Source organism: Streptomyces sp. NPDC051940, from assembly GCF_040680895.1.
In the GTDB taxonomy this organism is placed as follows: domain Bacteria; phylum Actinomycetota; class Actinomycetes; order Streptomycetales; family Streptomycetaceae; genus Streptomyces.
The window spans coordinates 39070-61649 of the sequence record NZ_JBFAXR010000018.1 but is presented as its reverse complement, the minus strand read 5'-3'; the positions used below and the strand labels follow the sequence as shown (position 1 = coordinate 61649).

Annotated in this window: 17 protein-coding genes and 1 pseudogene; 14 read left to right on the top strand and 4 right to left on the bottom strand. The window is 73.0% G+C overall.

All coding sequences use genetic code 11. The features are described from left to right. The first annotated feature begins 41 nt into the window (after positions 1-41). From AB0M28_RS10490 to AB0M28_RS10480, 3 genes are all read left to right on the top strand, one after another. Positions 42-1463 (top strand): pitrilysin family protein, encoded by a 1422-nt coding sequence (locus AB0M28_RS10490; RefSeq protein WP_365400939.1) that lies wholly within the window; start codon positions 42-44, stop codon positions 1461-1463. A gap of 11 nt (positions 1464-1474) precedes the next feature. After that, on the top strand, positions 1475-2842 hold the full coding sequence (locus AB0M28_RS10485; RefSeq protein ID WP_365400998.1) for a pitrilysin family protein: 1368 nt from the start codon (positions 1475-1477) through the stop codon (positions 2840-2842). A 240-nt stretch (positions 2843-3082) separates the two neighbouring features. Next, the gene (locus AB0M28_RS10480) at positions 3083-3763 is read left to right on the top strand and encodes a GntR family transcriptional regulator (RefSeq protein WP_365400936.1); all 681 of its coding nucleotides are present in this window, start codon (positions 3083-3085) and stop codon (positions 3761-3763) included. A gap of 149 nt (positions 3764-3912) precedes the next feature. Here AB0M28_RS10480 and AB0M28_RS10475 read toward each other — a convergent pair whose 3' ends face one another. Beyond that, on the bottom strand, positions 3913-4194 hold the full coding sequence (locus AB0M28_RS10475; protein WP_365400934.1) for an HPr family phosphocarrier protein: 282 nt from the start codon (positions 4192-4194) through the stop codon (positions 3913-3915). Positions 4195-4353: 159 nt separating this feature from the next. Here AB0M28_RS10475 and AB0M28_RS10470 point away from each other — a divergent pair, with 159 nt between their 5' ends. The 7 genes and pseudogenes from AB0M28_RS10470 to AB0M28_RS10440 form a co-directional block, all read left to right on the top strand. Then, positions 4354-7059, top strand: a complete 2706-nt coding sequence (locus AB0M28_RS10470; protein WP_365400931.1) for a GNAT family N-acetyltransferase — start codon at positions 4354-4356, stop codon at positions 7057-7059. An 88-nt stretch (positions 7060-7147) separates the two neighbouring features. Then, on the top strand, positions 7148-7741 hold the full coding sequence (locus AB0M28_RS10465) for a DUF5998 family protein (RefSeq protein ID WP_365400928.1): 594 nt from the start codon (positions 7148-7150) through the stop codon (positions 7739-7741). 13 nt (positions 7742-7754) lie between these two features. Further along, on the top strand, positions 7755-8927 hold the full coding sequence (locus tag AB0M28_RS10460) for a nucleotide pyrophosphatase/phosphodiesterase family protein (RefSeq protein ID WP_365400925.1): 1173 nt from the start codon (positions 7755-7757) through the stop codon (positions 8925-8927). Positions 8928-8992: 65 nt separating this feature from the next. Further along, positions 8993-9643 (top strand): thymidine kinase, encoded by a 651-nt coding sequence (locus tag AB0M28_RS10455; protein ID WP_365400922.1) that lies wholly within the window; start codon positions 8993-8995, stop codon positions 9641-9643. A 369-nt stretch (positions 9644-10012) separates the two neighbouring features. Beyond that, on the top strand, positions 10013-11269 hold the full coding sequence (locus AB0M28_RS10450) for a VWA domain-containing protein (RefSeq protein ID WP_365400919.1): 1257 nt from the start codon (positions 10013-10015) through the stop codon (positions 11267-11269). Further along, on the top strand, positions 11269-12078 hold the full coding sequence (locus tag AB0M28_RS10445; protein WP_365400916.1) for a hypothetical protein: 810 nt from the start codon (positions 11269-11271) through the stop codon (positions 12076-12078). The genes AB0M28_RS10450 and AB0M28_RS10445 overlap by 1 nt, the downstream gene beginning before the upstream one ends. A gap of 546 nt (positions 12079-12624) precedes the next feature. After that, positions 12625-12932 (top strand): annotated as a pseudogene (locus AB0M28_RS10440) (hypothetical protein); the annotation flags it as partial. Between the two features lie 10 nt (positions 12933-12942). On the opposite strand, the gene AB0M28_RS10435 reads toward AB0M28_RS10440, so the two are convergent. Together AB0M28_RS10435 and AB0M28_RS10430 are read right to left on the bottom strand one after the other, a co-directional pair. Further along, positions 12943-14877 carry an SGNH/GDSL hydrolase family protein gene (locus AB0M28_RS10435; RefSeq protein WP_365400913.1) on the bottom strand — a complete coding sequence of 645 codons (1935 nt, stop codon included), beginning with the start codon at positions 14875-14877 and terminating at the stop codon, positions 12943-12945. 63 nt (positions 14878-14940) lie between these two features. Continuing rightward, positions 14941-15936, bottom strand: coding sequence for a DUF948 domain-containing protein (locus AB0M28_RS10430; RefSeq protein WP_365400910.1), 996 nt, complete (start codon positions 15934-15936; stop codon positions 14941-14943). Positions 15937-16143: 207 nt separating this feature from the next. Between AB0M28_RS10430 and AB0M28_RS10425 the strand changes: the two genes are divergently transcribed. Continuing rightward, a complete protein-coding gene (locus tag AB0M28_RS10425; RefSeq protein WP_365400907.1) occupies positions 16144-16563 on the top strand; it encodes a hypothetical protein in 420 nt (139 codons plus the stop codon). Here the strand turns inward: AB0M28_RS10425 and AB0M28_RS10420 are convergent. Beyond that, positions 16532-19300, bottom strand: coding sequence for a LuxR C-terminal-related transcriptional regulator (locus tag AB0M28_RS10420; protein ID WP_365400904.1), 2769 nt, complete (start codon positions 19298-19300; stop codon positions 16532-16534). The two genes, AB0M28_RS10425 and AB0M28_RS10420, sit on opposite strands and share 32 nt — an antisense overlap. 259 nt (positions 19301-19559) lie before the next feature. On the opposite strand from AB0M28_RS10420, the gene ltnD reads away from it, so the two are divergent. Genes ltnD through AB0M28_RS10405 form a run of 3 tightly spaced genes read left to right on the top strand, consistent with a single transcriptional unit; the run spans position 19560 to position 22490 of the window. Then, a complete protein-coding gene (gene ltnD / locus AB0M28_RS10415; RefSeq protein WP_365400901.1) occupies positions 19560-20525 on the top strand; it encodes an L-threonate dehydrogenase in 966 nt (321 codons plus the stop codon). A gap of 1 nt (position 20526) precedes the next feature. Next, positions 20527-21810 carry a 3-oxo-tetronate kinase gene (gene otnK / locus AB0M28_RS10410; RefSeq protein WP_365400898.1) on the top strand — a complete coding sequence of 428 codons (1284 nt, stop codon included), beginning with the start codon at positions 20527-20529 and terminating at the stop codon, positions 21808-21810. Further along, positions 21807-22490 carry an aldolase gene (locus AB0M28_RS10405; protein ID WP_365400895.1) on the top strand — a complete coding sequence of 228 codons (684 nt, stop codon included), beginning with the start codon at positions 21807-21809 and terminating at the stop codon, positions 22488-22490. Before otnK ends, AB0M28_RS10405 begins: the two co-directional genes overlap by 4 nt. Positions 22491-22580: the final 90 nt, after the last annotated feature.

Below are 22580 nucleotides of genomic sequence, written 5' to 3'. Positions count from 1 at the left end.
ACGAGCACCGACACGCAGCGATCGAAGGGACCTCCAGGCCCATGGGCACAGCGCCCCTCAGGGGGGACACCCCCCAGACCCAGCAGGCCACCACGCAGGCCGGCTCCGGTGGGCTCACAGCCACCGAACACCGCCTCGGCAACGGTCTGCGGGTGATCCTCTCCGAGGACCATCTCACCCCCGTCGCCGCGGTGTGCCTCTGGTACGACGTCGGTTCGCGCCACGAGGTCGCGGGCCGTACGGGCCTCGCCCACCTCTTCGAGCACCTGATGTTCCAGGGCTCGGGCCAGGTGACGGGCAACGGCCACTTCGAGCTCGTACAGGGAGCCGGCGGCTCGCTGAACGGCACCACGAGCTTCGAGCGCACCAACTACTTCGAGACCATGCCCGCCCATCAGCTGGAGCTCGCGCTCTGGCTGGAGGCCGACCGGATGGGCTCCCTGCTGGACGCCCTGGACCTGCAGAGCCTCGACAACCAGCGGGACGTGGTGAAGAACGAGCGCCGCCAGCGCTACGACAACGTGCCCTACGGCACCGCGTTCGAGAAGCTGACGGCGATGGCGTACCCCGACAGCCACCCGTACCACCACACCCCGATCGGTTCGATGGCCGATCTGGACGCGGCCTCCCTCGAGGACTGCCAGAACTTCTTCCGTACGTACTACGCGCCGAACAACGCCGTGCTGGCGGTCGTCGGCGACATCGACCCGGAGCAGACGCTCGCCTGGGTCGAGAAGTACTTCGGCTCCATCCCCGCCCACGACGGCAAGCAGCCGCCGCGCGACGGCTCGCTGCCGGAGGCCATGGGCGCCGAGCAGCGCACCGTGGTGGAGGAGGAGGTGCCCTCCCGCGCGCTGATGTCCGCCTACCGGCTGCCGGAGGACGGCACCCGCGAGGCGGACGCCGCGGACCTGGCGCTGACGGTGCTCGGCGGCGGCGAGTCCTCCCGGCTGTACAACCGGCTGATCCGCCGCGACCGCAGCGCGGTGGCGGCCGGCTTCGGCATGCTGCGCCTGGCGGGCGCCCCGTCGCTGGGCTGGCTGGACGTCAAGGCGTCCGCCGGCGTCGAGGTCCCGGCGATCGAGGCGGCCGTCGACGAGGAGCTCGCCCGGTTCGCCGAGGAGGGCCCCACGCCGGAGGAGATGGAGCGCGCCCAGGCGCAGGTGGAGCGCGAGTGGCTGGACCGCCTCGCCACCGTCGGCGGCCGCGCCGACGAACTGTGCCGGTACGCCGTCCTCTTCGGCGACCCGCAGCTCGCCCTCACCGCCGTCTCCCGGCTGCTGTCGGTCACCCCGCAGGAGGTGCGGGACGTCGCCCGCGCCCGGCTGCGCCCCGACAACCGCGCCTCGCTCGTGTACGAGCCGACGGCGAAGACGGCGCCGGACGCCGAGCAGACCGACGTAGAGGACCTCGCGCAGGAAGAAGCGCAGGGCGACGTGCAGGAAGAAGGGGCCGCCCAGTGAGCACGAGCAAGATGACCTTCCATCCGCAGCCGCAGGCGGGCGAGGCCACGCCGTGGGCGTTCCCCGCCCCGGACCGCTCCACGCTGCCCAACGGGCTGACACTGCTCACCTGCCACCGCCCCGGCCAGCAGGTCGTGGCCGTCGAGGTCTTCCTCCCCGCGCCGCTGGACACCGAGCCCGAGGGCCTGGACGGCGTGGCGACCATCATGGCCCGCGCGCTGTCGGAGGGCACCGACAAGCACAGCGCCGAGGAGTTCGCCGCCGAGCTGGAGCGCTGCGGCGCCACGCTCGACGCGCACGCCGACCACCCGGGCGTCCGGGTCTCCCTGGAGGTGCCCGCCTCCCGGCTGCCCAAGGCGCTGGCCCTCCTCGCGGACGCCCTGCGCGCGCCGGCGTTCCCGGAGGAGGAGATCGAGCGGCTGGTCGCCAACCGCCTCGACGAGATCCCGCACGAGCTGGCCAACCCCGCCCGCCGCGCCGCCATGGCGCTCAGCGACGCGCTGTTCCCCGCCGGCGCCCGGATGGCACGGCCGCGGCAGGGCACGGAGGAGACCGTGGCGCGCATCGACGCCGCCTCCGTCCGCGCGTTCTACGAGGCGCACCTGCGTCCGGCGACCGCGACGGCCGTCATCGTCGGCGACCTGACGGGCGTCGAACTGGGCGACGCCCTGGCCGACACCCTCGTCGCGTGGACCGGCAGCACCGCCGAACCGGCCGCCGCCACCCCGATCACCGCCGACGACGCCGGCCGCGTGGTCATCGTGGACCGGCCGGGCGCCGTGCAGACGCAGCTGCTCATCGGCCGCGTCGGCCCCGACCGCCACGACCGGGTGTGGCCGGCGCAGGTGCTCGGCGTGTACTGCCTCGGCGGCACGCTGACCTCGCGGCTGGACCGGGTGCTGCGCGAGGAGAAGGGCTACACCTACGGCGTACGCGCCTTCGGCCAGGTCATCCGCTCCGACGGCCGCGACAACGGGGCGTCGCTGCTGGCCATCAGCGGCTCCGTCGCCACGGAGGTCACCGGCCCGGCGCTCGAGGACACCTGGCAGGTGCTGCGCACGCTGGCCGCCGAGGGCCTCACCGACGCCGAACGGGACGTCGCCGTGAACAACCTGGTGGGCGTCGCCCCGCTGAAGTACGAGACGGCCGCCGCCGTCGCCGACACCCTGGCCGAGCAGGTGGAGCAGCATCTGCCGGACGACTGGCAGGCGCAGCAGTACCTGCGGCTGGCGGACACCGGCACGGTGGAGGCGACGGCCGCCGCGGTGGCCGCGTTCCCGGTGGAGCGGCTGGTCACCGTGCTGGTCGGCGACGCCGCGCAGATCGAGGAGCCGGTACGGGCCCTGGGCATCGGCGAGGTCAGGGTGGTCAAGGGCTGACGCCCGGCGCACCCCGGCGCACCCGCCGCCGGCTCCCGTCACACCCCGGCGCCGAGCCCCTCACCACACGGTGAGGGGCTCGGTCCATTTCCGGCCACCCCGTCAATGCATTCCTGCCGTAATTCGGCCGCGACTGCCATACTGTGCACCCCGGGGATTACCTGGGCGGGGGTGTAACGGGCGGCGAACAACCGCGTTTCCGGCGCGGGGCGGGAGGCTTGCGGCGATGCTGAGGGTGAAATGAACGGGGGCTCCTCGCATGCGGTGTGCGCGGCGATCCGGGACGATATCGTCTCGGGGTTCTTCCCGCCCGGCGCGCGGCTGACGGAGGACAATCTGGCGCGGCGGTACGGCGTCTCGCGGGTCCCGGTGCGCGAGGCGCTGCGCACGCTGGAGTCGGAGGGCTTCGTCACCTCCAGGCGCCACGTCGGCGCGTGCGTCGCCGAGCCGACGGCGCAGGACGCGGCCGATCTGCTGGACATCCGGGCGCTGTTGGAGCCCCTGGGGGCCGCGCGGGCGGCCCAGCGGCGTACGGACGCGCACTTGAAGGTGCTGCGCGGACTGGTGCGGCTCGGGCAGGAGCGGGCGCAGCGCGGGCAGCTGTCCGAACTGCCGTCCCTGGGCGCCTGGTTCCACGAGACGCTCGCCCAGGCGACGGGGAGCCCGAGCCTCGCGGCCCTGCTCGTGCAGCTGCGGCGGAAGATCGCCTGGGTGTACGCCGCGACCGGGCACCACCGGGCGGTGGAGTCGTGGGCGGAGCACGGCGCGATCGTGGACGCCGTGGCGCGCGGGGACGCCGAGCGGGCGCGGGGGCTGGCGGGGTTGCACGTGGAGCGGTCGTCGGCGGCTTACCAATTGCGTCAGCCGGCCGGTGTGAGTTCCCGGAAACATTCCGTAAACGCAAGCGGCGATCGGCTGTAACGCGATCCCCGTATACGACGTTCGGAAATGCGGTGGGGAAATGGAGCGGGGCCCGCCCGGCCGGTCGCTGAAAACCGGCCAAGTGTGGCCCCGCTAATCGGCGCGTGCGCCCGGAGGCCTCAGAGAATCGGCGCGTGCGCCCGGAGACCTCAGACGGTCTCCGGCAGCTCCTCGAGCCCCTCGGCGACCAGCTTCGCCAGCCGGTCCAGGGCGGCCTCGGCGCCGGTGTCCTCGGAGGCCAGGATGATCTCCTCGCCGCCCCTCGCGCCCAGGCCCAGCACGGCGAGCATCGAGGCGGCGTTGACGGGGTTGCCGTCGGCCTTGGCGATGGTCACGGGGACCCCGGCGGCCGTGGCCGCGCGGACGAAGATCGAGGCGGGGCGGGCGTGCAGTCCCTCGGCCCAGCCGACGGTGACGCGGCGCTCAACCATGGTGTTGCCCTTCGGGTCGTGATGAGTTGTCTAGACCATTGTCGCACGGGGTGACCGCTGCCCAGGGCCGTGCGCCACCCATGGCCGGACACCCGGCCCCCGACCAGAGTGCACCTCCCGCACGGCGTACGCGACCGCATCGACGTCTACTCTGGCCCCATGGGTGAGTACCCCGCGCACTGGGAGGCGGACGTCGTCCTGCGGGACGGAGGGACCGCGCAGATCCGCCCGATCACGCCGGAGGACGCGGACCGGCTGGTGGCGTTCTTCGCCCGGGTGTCGGACGAGTCGAAGTACTACCGCTTCTTCGCGCCGTACCCGAAGCTCTCCGCCCGCGACGTGCGGCTGTTCACCCACCACGACTGGGTGGACCGGGTGGGCCTGTGCGCGACGGTCGGCGACGAGTTCATCGCCACCGTCCGCTACGACCGCATCGCCCCCGGCGAGGCGGAGGTCGCCTTCCTCGTCCAGGACGAGCACCAGGGCCGCGGCGTGGCCTCGACCCTCCTGGAACACATCGCCGCCTGCGCGCGCGAGCGGGACATCCGCCGCTTCGTCGCCGAGGTGCTGCCCAACAACACCAAGATGATCAAGGTGTTCACGGACGCCGGCTACACCCAGAAGCGCACCTTCGAGGACGGCGTCGTCCGGCTGCAGTTCGACCTGGAGCCCACCGAGAAGTCCGTCGCCGTGATGCGCGCCCGCGAGCAGCGCGCCGAGGCCCGCTCCGTACAGCGGCTGCTGTCCCCCCGCTCGGTCGCCGTCGTCGGCACCGGACGCCGCCCCGGCGGCGTCGGACGGACGGTGCTGCGGCACATCCTGGACGGCGGGTTCACGGGCCGGGTGTACGCCGTGAACTCGGCCTTCACCGAGGAGCGCCTCGAACCGGAGGGCGTGGCCGCCCACCGCGCGGTGACGGACATCGACGGCCCCGTGGACCTGGCGGTCGTCGCCGTCCCCGCGCCCGCGGTCCCCGCCGTGGTCGCCGACTGCGGGGCCAAGGGCGTCCAGGGCCTCGTCGTCCTCTCCGCGGGCTTCGCGGACGCCGGCCCCGAGGGGCAGGAGCTGCAGCGCGACCTCGTCCGCCAGGCCCGCACCCACGGCATGCGCATCATCGGCCCCAACGCCTTCGGACTGCTCAACACCGCCGCCGGGACGCGGCTCAACGCCTCCCTCGCGCCCTACCTGCCCGGCCCCGGACGGCTCGGCCTGTTCACGCAGTCCGGCGCCATCGGCATCTCCGTGCTGACGGAGCTGCACCGCCGCGGCGGGGCGACCGTCTCCTCCTTCGTCTCCACCGGCAACCGCGCCGACGTCTCCGGCAACGACTTCCTCCAGTACTGGCACGAGGACGAGGGCACGGACGTCGTCCTCATGTATCTGGAGTCCCTCGGCAACCCCCGCAAGTTCACCCGCCTCGCCCGCCGTACGGCCGAACGCAAGCCGGTCGTCGTGGTGAAGGGAGCGCGGCACACGGAGAGCGCCCCCGCCGGCCACCACGTGCCGCCCTCCGGCATCCCGTACGAGACGGTCTCCGCCCTGATGCGCCAGGCGGGCGTCATCCGCGTCGACACCGTCACCGAGCTGATCGACGCGGGCCTGCTGCTCGGCGGCCAGCCGCTGCCCGCCGGGCCGCGCGTCGCGATCCTCGGAAATTCCGAGTCCCTCGGGCTGCTGACGTACGACGCCTGTCTCACCCAGGGGCTGCGCCCCCTGAAGCCCCGTGACCTCACCACGGCCGCCGGGCCGGACGACTTCCGTGCCGCGCTGGCGGCCGCCCTCGCGGACGACGCCTGCGACGCGGTCGTCGTCACCGCCATCCCCTCCGTGCGCGACCCCGACGTACCGGCCGCCGCCGCGGTCGCCTCCCCGGCCGACACCCGGGCGCTGGCCGACGCCCTGCGGGCCGCCACCGAGGACGCCGTGAAGCCCGTCATGGTGGTGCACCTGGCGATGGACGACCTGCCCGCCGCGCTGGGCGCGATCCCCGCCGTGGACATGGGCCACCGGGCGGCGCGCGCCCTCGCGGAGGCCGTCCGGTACGCCGCGTGGCGCCGGGAGGCGGCGGCGCCCGGCCGCGCGATGCCCGAGTTCGCGGACGTCGACGAGGAGGCGGCGGGCGCGGACATCGGGACCCTGCTCGCGGAGAAGCTGCCCGCCGACGCGTCCGGGCGGGCCGCGCTCGTCCTGTCCGCCGAGGAGACCGCCCGCCTGCTCGCCCGCTACGGCATCCGGGTCTGGCCGGCGGCCCCCGCCCCCACGGCCGACGAGGCGGCCCACGCCGCCGCGGCGCTCGGCTACCCGGTCGCCCTGAAGACCACCGCCGCCCACCTGCGCCACCGCCCGGACCTCGGCGGCGTACGACTGGACCTGGCCGACGAGGAGGACCTGCGGCGGGCGCACGCGGAGCTGACGTCGTCCCTCGGCAAGAGCGAGGAGCTGCGGCTCGTCGTCCAGCGGATGGTTCCGAGGGGCGTCGACACCATCGTGCGGGCGGCGGTGGACCCCGGCGCGGGCGCGGTGCTGTCCTTCGGCGTGGCGGGCGCCCCCGCCGAGCTGCTCGGCGACGTCGCGCACCGCCTCCTCCCGGCCACCCCGCGTGACACCGCCGAGCTGATCCGCTCCATCCGCGCCGCGCCCCTCCTCTTCGGCTGGCGCGGTGCGGCACCGGTCGACACGGACGCCCTGGAGGAGCTGCTGCTGCGGGTGTCGCGGCTGGTGGACGACCACCCGGAGGTGGTGTCGGTGGAGCTGTCCCCGGCGGTGGTGTCCCCGACGGGCGTCGCGATCCTCTCCGCCTCGGCCACCCTGGCCCCGCCGCCGCCGCGCACGGACCTGGGGCCGCGGACGCTGCCGGCGTACTGACGCGGCCGGCGGGCTGTGGCGGTCCGGGGTGCCGAGGGCCGTGCTCCGTGGGCTTCCGGTGTCACACGCACCCCTTATGCTGGGCTCCATGGCAAAGACCGGTACCCCGACCCAAGGGCTGCGCGAGGCGATCGAGCGCAGTGGCTACTACCCGGCCCTCGTGGCCGAGGCGGTCGAGGCCGCCGTGGGTGGCGAGCCGGTCGCCGACTACCTGGTGCACCAGGAGACGACCTTCGACTCCAACGAGGTGCGCCGCCACGTCACCGTCCTGGTCCTGACCCAGAACCGCTTCATCGTCAGCCACACCGACGAGCAGGCCGCCGACTCGACCAGCCCCTCGCCGTACGCCACGACCTCCACGGAGAGCGTGAAGCTGTCGCGGATCTCGTCCGTGGTGCTCAGCCGCGTCGTCGCCAACCCCGAGTCGTACACCCCCGGCACCCTGCCGCGCGAGGTCGTCCTCACCGTCGGCTGGGGCGCGGTCAGCCGCCTCGACATGGAGCCCGCCAGCTGCGGCGACCCCAACTGCGAGGCCGACCACGGCTACACGGGCTCCTCCACCGCCGACGACCTCTCCCTGCGGGTGAGCGAGGCCGGCGACGGTCCGGAGACCGTGCGCCAGGCGCTCTCCTTCGCCAAATCGCTGTCGGAGGCCACGGCCGAGACCGGCACGTCCGCCTGATGGGCCACGCCCGATGACCGGCACCGCCGAACGCGGCGCCTGGCCGGTCCCCCTCGACCCTGCCCAGGCGCCGGCCCCCCGGTACGGCGACGCGAGCCTGGCGGACCTCCTGCCCACCCTCGCGGCCGGCCTCGGCGTACCCGGGATGGCGAACGCGCTGCCGCTGGAGCCCGTCGACCGGGCCTGCGTCTTCCTCATCGACGGCCTCGGCTGGCAGCAGCTGCTCGAGCACCCGGAGGAGGCCCCCTTCCTCAACGCGCACGCCGACGGCAGCCCGCTCACCGCCGGCTTCCCCTCCACGACGGCCACCTCGCTGGCCTCGGTCGGTACGGGCCTGCCCCCGGGAGCGCACGGTCTGCCGGGGTACGCGGTGCGCAACCCGGACACCGGCGGGCTGATGAACCAGCTGCGCTGGAACCCGTACACCGATCCGTACACCTGGCAGCCCTACCCCACGGTCTTCCAGCTCGCGGAGGCCGCCGGCATCCACACCTGCCAGGTCTCCGCGCCGGACTTCGCGCACACCCCGCTGACGAAGATCGCGCTGAGCGGCGGCAGGTTCCACGGCCGCCTCTCCGGCGAGGAGCGCATGGACCTGACGGCTCAGGAGCTCGCGGCGGCGGACCGGTCGCTGGTCTACACGTACTACAGCGAGGTCGACGGCAAGGGCCACCGCTACGGCGTCGACTCCGACGCCTGGCGCGGCCAGCTGATGTACGCCGACCGCCTCGCCCAGCGCCTGGCCGAGCAACTCCCGCCGCGCTCCGCCCTGTACGTCACCGCCGACCACGGCATGACGGACATCCCGTTCACCCCCGAGGCGCGCTACGACTTCGACGAGGACTGGGAACTCAGCGCCGGCGTCGCCCTGCTGGGCGGCGAGGGCCGCGCCCGCCACGTCTACGCCGTACCCGGCGCCGCGAACGACGTCCTCGCCGTGTGGCGGGACGTCCTGGGGGAGCAGGCGTGGGTGGCGAGCCGCGACGAGGCGATCGCGCTCGGCTGGTTCGGCCGCGACATCGACAGCCGCGTGTACGACCGCCTGGGCGACGTGATCGTGGCGGCGGCGGACGACATCGCGATCGTCGCCACCCGCACGGAGCCCAAGGAGTCGGCCCTGGTCGGCATGCACGGCACGCTGACCCCCCGCGAGCAGCTCGTCCCGCTGATCGAAGTACGCTCTTAGGGTTTGCCCGCGGCGGCTTGAGGGCCGTTGCCCACGTGCCGTAGCAGTCGAGAAGCGAGGAAGTCTTGAGCGAGCTGGTGTTCTTCTCCGGGACGATGGACTGCGGAAAGAGCACGCTGGCGCTCCAGATCGAGCACAACCGGTCGGCTCGGGGTCTGCAGGCGCTGATCTTCACGCGTGACGACCGGGCGGGTGAGGGGAAGCTGTCGTCGCGGCTGGGGCTGGTGACGGACGCGGTGGAGGCGCTGCCGGCGGTGGATCTGTACGACTTCGTGGTCGAGCGGATGTCGCAGGGCGGCCGGGTCGACTACCTGATCGTGGACGAGGCGCAGTTCCTGGCGCCGGAGCAGATAGACCAGCTGGCGCGGATCGTGGACGACCTGGATCTGGACGTGTTCGCGTTCGGTATCACGACGGACTTCCGCACGAAGCTCTTCCCCGGCTCGCAGCGGCTGATCGAGCTGGCGGACCGGGTGGAGACGCTCCAGGTCGAGGCCATGTGCTGGTGCGGGGCGCGAGCCACGCACAACGCCCGTACGGTGGGCGGGGTGATGGTCGTGGAGGGCGAGCAGGTCGTGGTGGGGGACGTCGGCGTCGCGGCGGAGGAGATCGGCTACGAGGTGCTGTGCCGGCGGCATCACCGCCGCCGGATGACGAGCGCGGCGGCCCGCGCGGGGGCGCTGTCGCCGGATGTGCTGCCGGTGACGTCCGCCTGAGCCCCGGCGGGGGGTGGGGTTGAGCTGAGGGCCTGGTCTTCCCGGTGCCGGTATTGGCGCAGTACAGCAGGCGCCGGCCTGAGGATCCCCACGTTTTCCGGACAGGTTTCTGACCGCACTGGTTGCGCGGCGAGTCTCAACCCATGCAGGCAGTCGGGGCGAGGACCGGCCCGCCCCGACGGGCGGCCGGTGTCCCACGGATCTCCGCGGCAGAGGGAAGGCAGTCGACTGACGGTGAGTTGCGGGGGCCGAGTGGGGGTACGGTCGGGCCGGTGCGGCTCCGGTCGGCTCAAGTGGCCTTCGGTGGAGGGTTTGTCAGCGGGCGGGGCCGTTTTGGTGCGGACCGCTCGCGGTCACTAGGATCCGCCGATGATCACAAGACAACGGCTGGCGGCCGGGGCGGCCGCCCTGCTCGCCGCCCTGACCGCCGGGGTCGCCGTCCCGTCGGCCGCCCTCGCCGACGAGACCACGGCCACCGCGCCCAAGGTCGACCTCGTACTCGACGTCAGCGGTTCCATGCGCGCCAGGGACATCGACGGAGAATCCCGCATGGCCGCAGCCAAGCAGGCGTTCGCCGAAGTGCTCGACGCCACCCCGGAGGAGGTGCAGCTCGGCATACGCACCCTCGGCGCGAACTACCCTGGCGACGACCGCAAGACCGGCTGCAAGGACACCGCGTCGCTCTTCCCCGTGGGACCGCTGGACCGCACCGAGGCGAAGGCGGCCGTCGCCACACTCAGCCCGACAGGGTGGACGCCCATCGGCCCCGCGCTGCTGAAGGCCGCCGAGGACCTCGAGGGCGGCGAGGGCAGCAAGCGCATCGTGCTGATCACCGACGGCGAGGACACCTGTGCCCCGCTCGATCCGTGCGAGGTCGCCCGGGAGATCGCCGCGAAGGGCGTCGGGCTGACCATCGACACGCTCGGCCTGGTGCCGGACGCCAAGATGCGTGCGCAGCTGAGCTGCATCGCCGAGGCGACCGGCGGCACGTACACGTCGGTCGAGCGCCGGTCGGAACTCACCGAGCGCGTGAACCAGTTGGTGGAGCGGGCGGCCGACCCGGTAGTCGTGCCGAAGGCCGTCGAGGGCGCCCAGGACTGCGCGCAGGCACCCGTGGTCACCTCCGGGCTGTACACCGACCGTGAGGAGACCGGGCAGCAGCGCTGGTACCGCGTGGACCTCGAGCCCGGGCAGGAGCTGCGCACATCGGTGAGCGTGGCCGCCGACCGGTCCGTGAACCCCGACTACGGAGTGCTGCTGCGGGCGGTGACCCTGCACGGCCGGGAGATCGTACGCGGGGAGGCCGGGGGCAGCGGCCGTACGGATGTGATCTCGACGGGCCTGCGCTATCCGAAGGCCGAGGACGACGACGGCGCCACCGAGGCCGTATGCCTGCAGGTGACCAACTCCTTCGCGCCGGCCGCCGGTGTGGCGACCTCCCCCGGTCTGCCGCTCGAACTCACCGTCGACATCGTGGACGGCACCGACCGGGCGGCCGATGTGGCCTCCTTCGGTCTGGGACGGGGCTGGTGGCTGCTCGGCGTGCTGATCGCCGTCGGGTTCCTGTCGGGCATCGTCTGGGGCTGGCTGACCCGCTGGCGGATCGCGGTCTGGAGGACCAACTGATGCGCATCGCACGCACACTCACCGCGGCCCTGCTCCTGCTGGGCCTCGCCGCCCCCGCGGCCGTCGCCGACTCCTCGCCCTCCGCGAGCCCCGAGCAGGACGCCGACGCGCCGACGGAGGCGGGCACGTCCTTCCGTACGGCGACACAGATCGAGCAGGACCGGCAGGCGACCGCGAACGGCTCGACCGGCGACTACCTGTACTGGTCCTTCCCGGCGGAGGCCGGACAGCGGCCCACCGTACAAGCCGTGGTGACGCTCCCCGAGGCGGCGAGCACGGCGTCCACCTGGCAGATCGACGTCTACGACGGCCTGCGCCGCCGCCAGGCCTGCCAGTACGGGGCACAGACGCGCACCGCCGCAGCGGGTGCCGCCTCCGTGGACCTGGCGTGCACCCTGCGCACGGTCCGCGCCTGGTCGGAGCCGTGGGCCGACGACCCGCTGCCCGGCACGTACTACGTCCGCCTGACCGCCGTCGACCTGGCGGCGGCCGGCCGGGGGCTGCCGTTCGGCGCCGAGGTCGAGGTGCGGTCGAAGCACATCGGGGGCGCGTCGGCGGTGGACGGCTCGCTGGCGCAGCCGCTGGTACCGGGGATCGCGGTGACCTCCGCGGCCGAGTCGGAGGGCGCCGAGGAGGACACGGAGGCCAGGCTGTTCTCCCTGGAACCCGACGGCGGCTGGGGCTCCGGCTGGTGGTCCGACCGCTGGGTATGGACCGGGATCGGCGGCATCCTGGCGGCCCTCGCGGGCGTCGGCGGCTACACCCTCACCCGCGGCTCGCGACGGCCCGCACCGGCGCCGCGGCGATAGCCGTCACTCACGCCGGGACCATCAGGCGGACCGGCTGACCCATCGCTGTCCCCGGGGCGCACCCCCGGGGACAGCGGTGCGGGGCCGCTGCTCAACGCACCGGACAGTACGTTGCGATGATCACGTGCCCGTGCCGGTCGGCTCGGCGCTCGCAGACGTCACCGGACGGGGCCGGTGCGGTGCGGCTGGCGGGGAGCCTCGGGCCGATGTGGTGCTGTTCGAGGTCCATCTGCCCGACCTCGACGGGTTCGCCGTCGCGCAGCTGCTGCCCGGCTGTCGCCGCGGCCGGACGCGGTGCTCGTCTCCATCCGGGCGATCGCCGGTCTGCGGACGCGGATCGCCGTGCAGGCGGCCGGGATCTGCTGGCTGGTGCCGGAGCTGGCGGGCGTGCTGTCCGCGCCGACCGCTGGTACGCGTGGCGATGCACGCCGCCGAGATCCGGTCCGCCAAGACCGCGCGCCAGGACTGGTCGCGCGCTCCCGCCCTCCAGCAGCTGGGGGCCAGGGCGACGTGGTGCCGCAGCAGCTGGTGCTCCGCGGCGTCACGCTGGGGACGACGCATCGGGGCCGCGTCCTGTTCTCGCAGCACGTACTGCCCGCCACGCGGCTGGGGCTGGTGACGGACGCGGTGGAGGCGCTGCCGGCGGTGGATCTGTACGACTTCGTGGTCGAGCGGATGTCGCAGGGCGGCCGGGTCGACTACCTGATCGTGGACGAGGCGCAGTTCCTGGCACCGGAGCAGATAGACCGGGTGGAGACGCTCCAGGTCGAGGCCATGTGCTGGTGCGGGGCGCGGGCCACGCACAACGCCCGTACGGTGGGCGGTGCCGGCGGCATCACCGCCGCCGGATGACGAGCGCGGCGGTCAGTGTGTCCCAGCCCCGCCACGTCGCGGGGTGCCCCGGCTCAGGACTGCGATGGCCGAGAGCCAGATCAGGCCCGCCGCGGTCAGCACTCCCAGCGTCTGCGGCCACAGGCGTGCGATCTGGTCGAGCTGCCACGCGCGCAGCCTGGTCTGGCAACCCGATTCGCCTGCGGCGGTCATGCCGCACTGCGGCGTGGGTTCGGCCACCGATCCGCGCGGAGCCGGGGGTTTCGGGCTGCCTGGCGCGGGCGGGCTCCCCTTCAGCACGTCCGGATGGGCGGCCAGCCAGGTCTCCAGGGTGTCGCGCATGGCCGCGTGACCGGTTTCGTTCGGATGCAGGCTGTTGTGGAGCCACTTGGCCGGGCTGAAGCGCTGAGTGGCGGGCCCGTTGACCGACTTGACGTCCACGAAGTTGACGCCGAGCCCCCGCTTTCTGCCCTGGCACAGTTGGAGACGGTGGGTCGCGAGGCTGTCCTTCATCTCCGCCAGGTAGTGGACGCCGGCCGCCTCGGCCGCGGACCGCACGACGGCATCCAGTCTGTCGGTGAACGCGCGCACGAAGTCGCGCTCGCTCTTCGACAGAGCTACTCCGGGGCAGCGTCCCGTCGCGGCGATCGGCTGCGGATAGGGCACGGCCACGACCGGTACGTCCTGCGGGAGGGCCTTCTTGAGTGACCGGTACGTCTCGGTGAGGGCCCGGCCCACCTTCGGCAGATTGTCCGTGAACACGGCTCCTTGCGTATCGCAGTCGCCCGGCATCAGACATGCCTCGGCGAGAACGCCGAAACCGGCGTCGTTGCCCCCGATGCTGACGATGACGAGCGCGGGGCGCAGCCGGGAGCCGAGCGCCTTGATCTGGTCGGTCTGGGTACCCTCTTCGCCGGTCTGAGGCCGTGCGAACTCGGGGTCGTCCGAGGAAGCGACGACGGCGGTCGTCCTGGCTCCGGAGCAGGCGAGGAACAGCAGCCGGTCGAACGGACTCCGCCCGCTGGTGACGGTTCGTACCGCGTACGCCGACGGTGCCCGTCGGCACTCGTTGCCTCCGGCGTCGTCCGTGCCCGCGAAGTAGCTGTCGGCGCCTTCGCCGGACATGAAGGAGTCACCCATCGCCACCAGTACCCGCTGCCCGGCCGGCAGTTCGAGTTCCTTCGGCAGGGACTGCTCGGGCGGGGCGGCAGCGACGAGACAAAGCCCTGCCAGCACGAGTGCCGCATCAGCATGGGTGTTGGAGACGATCGCCAGGAGGAGTGCGACCCCGATGCCGGCCAGCGTCGCGGCCAGCATCCAGTCCTCCGAGACGAGCCACGCGAGGTACCCGGCCGCGGCGACCAGCACGGGAACTCCCAGGAGCCGAGGATGGCGTAGCAGCCGGCCGCCCTCGCCGCTGTCCCGTAGCCGACGGACCCTCCCCAGGCCCCACTCGGACAGGAGGTTGAGTGCCACCGGGAGAACCAGGAGGACCGCGACGCCCAGGAGTACGGCAGGCGTGACGAATCCCGCTCCCTTCGCCTCCGGCCGGAGAAGGAGGGGGACGCCGACAGCGAGAAGAACGCACGTACCGGCGAGGGCCGCGACTCCTCCCCACCACTGAACTCCCGCCCGCTGCTCACGCGCCCACTCGATGATCCAGCCCAGACCGATGACCGTCAGGGCGGAGCCGGCGAGAGGCAGCCAATCCACCCTGAGCGGGAAGTAGGCGAGCAGCACCACGAGCCCGAGGACGAAGACGGCTGCGCCGAGGAGGGCCAGCTTGACCCCGCTCCGGTCCCGCGCCCACGTCAGCTGGCGCAGGACGAGGACAGCGCTGCAGACGCCGAAGACCACCAGTGCCACGTACAGCAGCCACGGCCGCGCCCCTGAAGCGGCCACGACGACGAGCAGGACGGCCCCCACGACGAAAGCGACGCGGGGCCCCCAACGTTTCACGGACTTCATGACCATCGCCCCCCGGGTACGGTCATCGTTGACCCAGAATCGTGCAGCAGGCGTGAGAAGTCATCAGGTGTCGCCGTAGAGATCCAGCCGGTGGCCGTACTGGCGCAGAATGTGGCGAATCCTGGCTGCCCTGTCGGTTCGATAGGGCATTGTTCGCAGAAAGCCCTGCAGACGGTCCGCGCTGGCCGGGTCCAGGGCGGACGGATCGTGTCTGAGCTGTTGTCCCAATGCTTTCAGCGCCCAGTACTGCCCGAAGGGCTTGTCTTCCGCGGTCGCCGCCTCCGCGAGTCGGGGCACCGACTCGGGGTGGGGATGCAGGCACAGATAGGCGAAGGCGGCGAGTCTCCGGCCGCGATCCGGATCCGCGAAGTGCGTGCGGAAGTCGAAGTCCGGTCGGCGTACGAGCTCCGACTTCATCTGGTCGGCGATGCGGGTCATCGCCCGCGTCCGTTCCTCACCGCTGGGCATCTCCCAGCGGATCCTGTTGTACTCGTGGGCGAGCTGGTCGACCGGATCCTGGGGGACGCCGTCCGGCTCGGCGCCTTGGAGCCGGTCCACATGGTGCCGCAGATCGGTGGTGCCCTCCTGCAGGTCGGACGTGGTCTCGTCGAGGCGCTCGGCGGTGCGGCCGATCCTCTCGACACGTCGGATCGCTCTGGTCGCGGTCTTCTCGGCCTGCTCGACACGGCGTCGCAGTGTGATGCCGAAGCCGGAGATCTCGGAGAAGAACACCCCCAGGAGTACGAGCACGGCGAGACCGATGGCGATCACGGGCGGATCCTCGCCCCGCATGCGGCGGCACACCTGCACGACGCGTCCATCGGGTGTCACTTGCTGGCCGCACACCTCGGTGGTGAAGAAGAAGACCGTCAGTCCGACGAGAAGGAGGCCGATCGCGGCTCCCGCGGCCAGTTCCCGGGTGCGGCGGCTCCACCTCCCGCTCGCCTCGGTGTCGGGCGGTACCTCGTCGTACGTCCCGGAATCCGGCGCCACATCCGGGGCGGTTCCGTCCCCGTCCCGCCAGGTCTCCGGAGCCGTCTGTGTTCTTTCCGGTCTCATGGGTCCCCCTCCGGCCGACGGATCCGGCCGTCTGCGCACCGTACGAGACCGTTTTGGACCCCGCCTCCGGCGACGCATCGGGGAAATCCCCGGATCGCCTTCCCGTGCTGGGGACTTCCCCGGGTTGTTGCCGGAGGCGGGGGGTGGAGCGGCCTCCTAGCGTGCGCTGTACGGCCGGACCAGCCGGCCGTGGGAGAGGGGGAACCAATGGGACCCAACGACGCGCAGATCGTCCGGGTGTTCAGCCGCGAACCGACCGCGCCCATCGCCGACTGCACGCTGGACCCCACCAAGCCGGGCGAGGTCGTGCTGGAGGCCGAGGCCGGCCAGATCCTGCATGACGGCGGGGGCAAGTACTGGGTGACCCTCGTCGTACGCGATCTCAGCGACGGCAGCGCCATTCCCGCCACGACGGCCGGCGCCCCTCAGCCCGGTGAGGTGGCGGGCAACTTCTCGGACGGCAACTGGCCGAAGCCCGCCGCGCAGTTCCGCTTCGTGATCAGCAGCGCCGATCTGCAGAACCACGCCGGACACATCCTGCAGGCGTACGGATCCGTGGTGTACGGCCAGCAGTATCCGGGCGCGACCCTCGCGGTCAGCCCGCCGTTCCAGATCCTTCGCCGGTAGCGGGTGCGACGGCCGCCCCCACCCGGGCGACGAGCTCCACGCGGGAGCGGATGCCCAGCTTGGCGTACACGTGGCTCAGGTGGTACTCGACGGTCTTCGCACTGAGGATCAGCTCGCGCGCGATCTGGCGGTTGGTCAGCCCGGTCGCCGCGAGCCGAGCCACCGCGTACTCCTGCGCGGTGAGCTGCTCCCGCACGCGCAGGCGGGGCGCCGGGGTGCCGGCGGGAGGGGCACCGCAGGCGGACAGCTCCCGGTCGCAGGCCGCCAGGAAGGGCACGGCCCCCAGTTCCTCGAACCGCGAGCGCGCCACGCGCAGGCGCTCCAGGGCCGAGCCGCGTCGGCCGGCGCGACGCAGAAAGGCGCCGAAGTCGAGGTCGACGCGCGCCTGCTCGAAGGGAATGCCGAGGTCGTGGGACCGGTCCAGCGCCTCGGCGAACGCGTCCTGGGCGCGCTTGTTCTCGCGCCGCGCCCCGTACAGGGTGCCGCGCAGACGGCACACAGCTGCGAGCGTCGAGGCCCGCGCCCGCCTCCGGGCACGTTCTTCCAGCGCGTCCAGGAGCTGCTCGGCCTCGTCCCGTTCGCCCGACCGGATCAGGGCGTCCGCCAGCAGATCGCGCCAGGGCATCGCGGTGGTCTCCGCGGTGAAGTCCAGGTCCTCGTGGGCGAGGAGCGGCCTGAGTGAGACCGCGGCGGCGGCGGGGTCGCCGAGGACGAGCGAGCGGAAGGCCGTCCCGTACGCCACGAAGATCTGCACCATCGCGGACTCCGGGAACACCGGGGCCGCCCGTGCGGTCCGCAGATACTCACCGGCACGCCCGAAGTCGCCCCTGGCGGCAAGTGGGAGGGCGGCCTCCGCCAGCACCACCGGTGCGATCCAGGTCTGCCCGAGCTCCGCGGCCACCGTGGACGACGCCTCCCAGTGCAACGTCGCCAGGTCCCACGCGCCGTTCAGATACTCGGCCTTCGCCAGGAGCGCGAGGGCGACCACCCGCAGCGGCGCCGGCCCCTGCCGTACGAGGTCCACCGCGTGCGCCAGATCGGCGCGGGCCCGGTCCGGGCGATCGCCGTACATGTGGAGCACCCCGCGGCCGATGAGGAGGTCGACGTCGCCGGCCGCCACCAGCGGCACGTCCGGCAGCCCGGCACCGAGGCGGAATGCCTCTTCGTATCTGCCGACCTGACCCAGGGCGGCCATGTGGATGAAGCGCGTGGTCCCTCCGACCCGGTCCCGGCCCGTGATCCGCTGGGCCAGCTCCGCCCAGCGGATCGCCTGTGAGCCCTGGCCGAACATCATGTGTACCGTCACGCTCTGTTCCGCGATCCGCGCCTCGAGTTCGGGGTCCGCGCCGGGAAGGCGCTGCTTCCATGCCTCGTCGAGCAGAGTCCGTGCCTGCTCGACGCGACCCGCGACCAGCGCGAGATGGGCCCGGGCGCAGCACCGGACCGTCGCGTGGGTCTCCTCCGGCAGGGAGTCGAGGACGCTCCCGGCCTCCGCCACCCGGCCGTCGAACAGCAACGCCTCGACGGCCGCCCCGTCCAGGCGTCCCCGATCGCGGGGCCGGACGGAAAGCCTGGCCGCGTAGCGCAGCAACTGCGGGACCTCCGCCCAGCGCCCCTGGACGGTACGGCGCCGCGCGCAGTCGGCGAGCTCTGACGACAAGGCGTCGTCCGGTCCGAGGGCGGCCAGCACCCGGTGGTGCAGTCGGGTGAACTCGTCGTCCTCGGTCTCGGCGGCCTTGATGTGCAGAGCCGTGCGGCGCACGGGACCCAGCTGGTGGTAGACGGCCGCACGGACCAGGGGGTGGGTGAAGGCGACGACGGTCACCCCGCCGAGCGGGGCCTCCCGGAGCAGGCCGTGGACCAGCGCCTCGGCCAGGGCGGCCAACGGTTCCGCGACGCCCGCGAGCGCGGCGGTCCTGGCCAGCGCACAGGAGGAGCCGAGGACGGCCGCGGCCTGTACGAGACCACGGGCGGGCGGACCGCACCGGGTCAGCTGGTCGAGGACGAGGCTGGTGTACGCGTGCGGGGCGGGCAGCGGGATCTCCGGGGAGCGGAGCGCCGCCGCGGGCACCTCCTCCAGCAGCGCCCGGCAATGGAGAGGATTGCCGTCGGTATGGGCGTGCAGCCGCAGGGCCACAGCCGGCGGAAGCGGCTCCGGCAGTAGCCGGGCGCTGAGCTCGCCGACGTCCGCGACCGAGAGGCCGCCCAGCCGTAGCCGGACGGTGCTGTCGTCGGCGATGACCCGGCGCAGTCCCTCGGGTATGCGCGGGTCGTCCGCGTCACGCACGGCGAGGAGGCACAGGACCCGGTCGGCGCGCAGCCGGCGCAGCGCGAAGGTGAGGGCGCGCAGGGACGGGGCGTCCGCCCAGTGCCCGTCGTCCAGGACGACCACCACCGGGTCGACGGACTGCAGATCGCTGAGCGGTTCGAGGAGACCGGCCCCCGCGGTGAGCGGATCGGTGTGTACCGGTCCGCCGGTCAGCTGGGTCAGCACTCCGTACGGCAGCGCCGCCTCCTGCTCCTCGCCGGACGCCGTCAGAACACGGCCCCGCGCGGTCTGGTCGACGAAGTGCCGTATCAGCGCCGACTTGCCGATGCCGGCGGGCCCTTCGACGACGACCAGTCGCGGACGTCCGGCGGACGCCTCCCCGTACAGCTCCCGCAGCCCGGCGAGTTCACCGCCCCGCCCGAGGAACGTGAGCCTGTCGCTCCTTGGCCGAGCTCCGGATGTGCTCATGGCAGCCCCCCAGCCTTCCTGTTCAAGTTCAGCACCGGCCGCCAGAGGGAGGAAGGCTGTTTGTCGGCCGAACACGCGCTCTGGGGGAGCTGTCTTCGCGGCTGGGTCTGGTCACGGACGCCGTGGGCTGCCGGATCAGGCAACCGGATGGTGATCGGCGTCACAGTGGACCTCCACGCGACATCAGGTCATCATATGACCTGCGCACTACCGGGGTGTGGCGGACAGCCGCACGCCATGGCAGCAACGCGAGGATGAAATGAACGACCTGGATCAGCCGGCACGGCCGCGTGTGGGTGTGGTGGGGCTCGGGGCCATGGGCCTCGGCATGGCCCGCAGCCTGCGGGCCGCCGGATACGACGTGGGTGTCCACGACCTGAGGTCGCACGTCGCCGAGGAGTTCGCCCGGGACGGCGGCACGGCCTACGCGTCGCCGGGCGACCTCGCCGCCGACGTGGACGTGCTCGTCGGGGTCGTGGTCAACGCGGCACAGGTCGAATCCGTTCTCTTCGGTGAGGGCGATGGCGACGGCGGCGCGGCCCGGCGGCTGCGACCGGGCGCCGTCTACGTGATGTGCTCCACCGTCGACCCCGCCTGGTCCGCGGCGCTCGAAGGCCGCCTGGCCGGGCTCGGCGTGCGCTACCTCGACGCCCCGATCTCCGGCGGCGTTGCCCGTGCCGCCGCCGGCGAGCTGACCATGATGACGTCGGGGTCCGCCGAGGCGTACGCACTCGCCGACCCGTTTTTGGACGCGATGAGCGGCACCGTGTACCGTCTCGGCGACCGCGCCGGTCTCGGCTCGAAGGTCAAGATCGTGAATCAGCTGCTCGCGGGCGTGCACATCGCCGCGGCGGCCGAGGCCATGGCCCTGGGTATCAAGGCCGGGGTCCCGGCGGAGGCGCTGTACGAGGTCATCACACACAGCGCCGGAAACTCCTGGATGTTCGAGAACCGCATGGCGCATGTGCTGGCGGGCGACTACACGCCGCTGTCCGCGGTCGACATCTTCGTGAAGGACCTGGGCCTGGTGCTGGACGCGGCGCGGCCGGAGAAGTTCCCGCTTCCGCTGTCGGCCACCGCCCACCAGATGTTCCTGCAGGCGTCGGCGTCCGGCCTCGGCGGCGAGGACGACAGCGCGGTCATCAAGATCTTCCCGGGGATCGACCTGCCCCAGCCGCACCCGGCGGAGCGCTCGGCGGAGCACCCGGCAGAGAAGGAAGCCTGACATGACCGTCCGTCTCGGATGCATCGCCGACGACTTCACCGGCGCCACCGACCTGGCCAACAACCTGGTGCGCGCGGGCATGCGCGTGGTCCAGCTGATCGACGTACCGGCCGTGGGCGGCGCACAGCCGGCGCCCGACGCGGATGCCGTCGTCATCGCCCTGAAGTCGCGGACCGTCCCGGCGGCCGAGGCGGTGGAGTCGTCGCTGCGCGCCCTCGAGTGGCTGCGCGACGCGGGGGCCGAGCAGATCTACTTCAAGTACTGCTCGACCTTCGACTCGACCCCGGCCGGCAACATCGGCCCGGTCACCGAGGCCCTGATGGACGCCCTCGGCACCGACTTCACGGTCGCCACGCCCGCCTTCCCCGACAACGGCCGCACGGTCTTCAAGGGGCACCTCTTCGTCGGCGACGTCCTGCTCGGCGACAGCAGCATGCGCCACCACCCCCTCACGCCGATGACCGACTCCAACCTGGTCAGCGTGCTCGCCGCGCAGACCACCCGCCCGGTCGGCCTCATCGACCACCGGGCCGTCGCGGCCGGCGCCGACGCGGTCCGTACGCGGATCACCGAGCTGCGCGCCGCGGGCGACGGCGTCGCGATCGCCGACGCCGTCTCCAACGACGACCTGCTGCGGCTCGGCGCCGCGGTGCGGGACCTGCCGCTGGTGACCGCCGGCTCCGGTCTGGCGATCGGGCTGCCCGCGAACTGGGGCTTCAAGCCGTCACCGGCCGCCGCCCAGCTGCCGCCGGCAGTCGGCCACCAGGCGGTCGTCGCCGGTTCCGTCTCCGCGGCCACGAACGGTCAGGTGCGCGCGTTCCTCGACACCGGCCGGCCCGCGTTCAGCGTCGACCCGCTGCGGATCGCCGCCGGTGAGGACGTCGCCGCCGAGGCGCTGGCCTTCGCCGGCCGCCACCTCGCCGACGGGCCCGTACTCGTCTACTCCACCGAGTCGCCCGAGGCGGTCCGCGCCGTCCAGGGCCGGGTCGGAGCCGCGGAGGCGGGTGAGCTCGTGGAGCGCACCCTGGCCCGCGTCGCCCAGGGGCTCGTGGAGCGCGGCGTACGGCAGCTCGTCGTCGCCGGCGGCGAGACCTCCGGCGCCGTGGTCCGGGCCCTCGGCCTGGCCAGTCTGCGGATCGGCCCGCAGATCGACCCGGGCGTGCCGTGGTGCGCGGCCCCGCTGCCCGGCGGCGACACGCTGCACCTCACCCTCAAGTCGGGCAACTTCGGCGGCCCGGACTTCTTCACCACCTCGTTCGCCCTGCTGGCGGGAGAGTCCCGATGACCTCGCAGGACCTCCACGCTGCCGCCGACGCGGCACGCGCCGAGATCGTACGGGTCGGCACCAGCCTGTTCGCCCGCGGCTACGTCCACGCCAGCGCCGGCAACATCAGCGCGCGCCTCGACGACGGCCAGGGCCACCTGATCACGCCGACCAACGCCGCACTCGGCTTCCTCGAAGCCGACCGCCTCGCGCTGGTCGACGGGGACGGCACGCAGCTCGCGGGCGACCGTGCGAGCAAGACGCTCACGCTCCACCGCCGTATCTACGCGGCCGACCCCGCGGCCCGTTTCGTCATCCACACCCACTCCACGCACCTGGTCGCGCTCACCCTGGCCGGCGTGTGGCACCCGGACGACGTGCTGCCGCCCATCACCCCGTACTACGTGATGAAGGTCGGGCACGTCCCGCACATCCCGTACCACCGGCCCGGCGACCCGCTCGTCGCCGATCTGGTCACCGAGCGCATCGCCGCCCGTGCGGCCGCGGGCACGCCCATCAGGGCTGTGCTGCTCGACCGCCTCGGGCCCGTCGTCTGGGGTCCGGACGCGGCCTCGGCGCTCGCCGTCCTCGAGGAGCTCGAGGAGACGGCACGCCTGTGGCTGACGACCGACCGCAAGCCGGAGCCGCTCCCCGACCACGCCATCGCCGAGCTGAGAGACACCTTCGGCGCGGCCTGGTGACCGTCCCCCGGTCTCCCCGGCTCCCTGTTTCCCCGTCCCCCGTCCCCCGTCCCCGTCCCCACCCCCATCCGCTGACCGCTCGCGCACCAC

What these genes read in the sequence shown, in the direction of transcription:
- AB0M28_RS10490 (WP_365400939.1), top strand. Translation starts at nt 42, where the DNA reads ATGGGCACAGCGCCCCTCAGGGGGGACACCCCCCAGACCCAGCAGGCC.
- AB0M28_RS10485 (WP_365400998.1), top strand. Translation starts at nt 1,475, where the DNA reads ATGACCTTCCATCCGCAGCCGCAGGCGGGCGAGGCCACGCCGTGGGCG.
- AB0M28_RS10480 (WP_365400936.1), top strand. Translation starts at nt 3,083, where the DNA reads ATGAACGGGGGCTCCTCGCATGCGGTGTGCGCGGCGATCCGGGACGAT.
- AB0M28_RS10475 (WP_365400934.1), bottom strand. Translation starts at nt 4,194, where the DNA reads ATGGTTGAGCGCCGCGTCACCGTCGGCTGGGCCGAGGGACTGCACGCC.
- AB0M28_RS10470 (WP_365400931.1), top strand. Translation starts at nt 4,354, where the DNA reads ATGGGTGAGTACCCCGCGCACTGGGAGGCGGACGTCGTCCTGCGGGAC.
- AB0M28_RS10465 (WP_365400928.1), top strand. Translation starts at nt 7,148, where the DNA reads ATGGCAAAGACCGGTACCCCGACCCAAGGGCTGCGCGAGGCGATCGAG.
- AB0M28_RS10460 (WP_365400925.1), top strand. Translation starts at nt 7,755, where the DNA reads ATGACCGGCACCGCCGAACGCGGCGCCTGGCCGGTCCCCCTCGACCCT.
- AB0M28_RS10450 (WP_365400919.1), top strand. Translation starts at nt 10,013, where the DNA reads ATGATCACAAGACAACGGCTGGCGGCCGGGGCGGCCGCCCTGCTCGCC.
- AB0M28_RS10445 (WP_365400916.1), top strand. Translation starts at nt 11,269, where the DNA reads ATGCGCATCGCACGCACACTCACCGCGGCCCTGCTCCTGCTGGGCCTC.
- AB0M28_RS10435 (WP_365400913.1), bottom strand. Translation starts at nt 14,877, where the DNA reads ATGAAGTCCGTGAAACGTTGGGGGCCCCGCGTCGCTTTCGTCGTGGGG.
- AB0M28_RS10430 (WP_365400910.1), bottom strand. Translation starts at nt 15,936, where the DNA reads ATGAGACCGGAAAGAACACAGACGGCTCCGGAGACCTGGCGGGACGGG.
- AB0M28_RS10425 (WP_365400907.1), top strand. Translation starts at nt 16,144, where the DNA reads ATGGGACCCAACGACGCGCAGATCGTCCGGGTGTTCAGCCGCGAACCG.
- AB0M28_RS10420 (WP_365400904.1), bottom strand. Translation starts at nt 19,300, where the DNA reads ATGAGCACATCCGGAGCTCGGCCAAGGAGCGACAGGCTCACGTTCCTC.
- ltnD (WP_365400901.1), top strand. Translation starts at nt 19,560, where the DNA reads ATGAACGACCTGGATCAGCCGGCACGGCCGCGTGTGGGTGTGGTGGGG.
- otnK (WP_365400898.1), top strand. Translation starts at nt 20,527, where the DNA reads ATGACCGTCCGTCTCGGATGCATCGCCGACGACTTCACCGGCGCCACC.
- AB0M28_RS10405 (WP_365400895.1), top strand. Translation starts at nt 21,807, where the DNA reads ATGACCTCGCAGGACCTCCACGCTGCCGCCGACGCGGCACGCGCCGAG.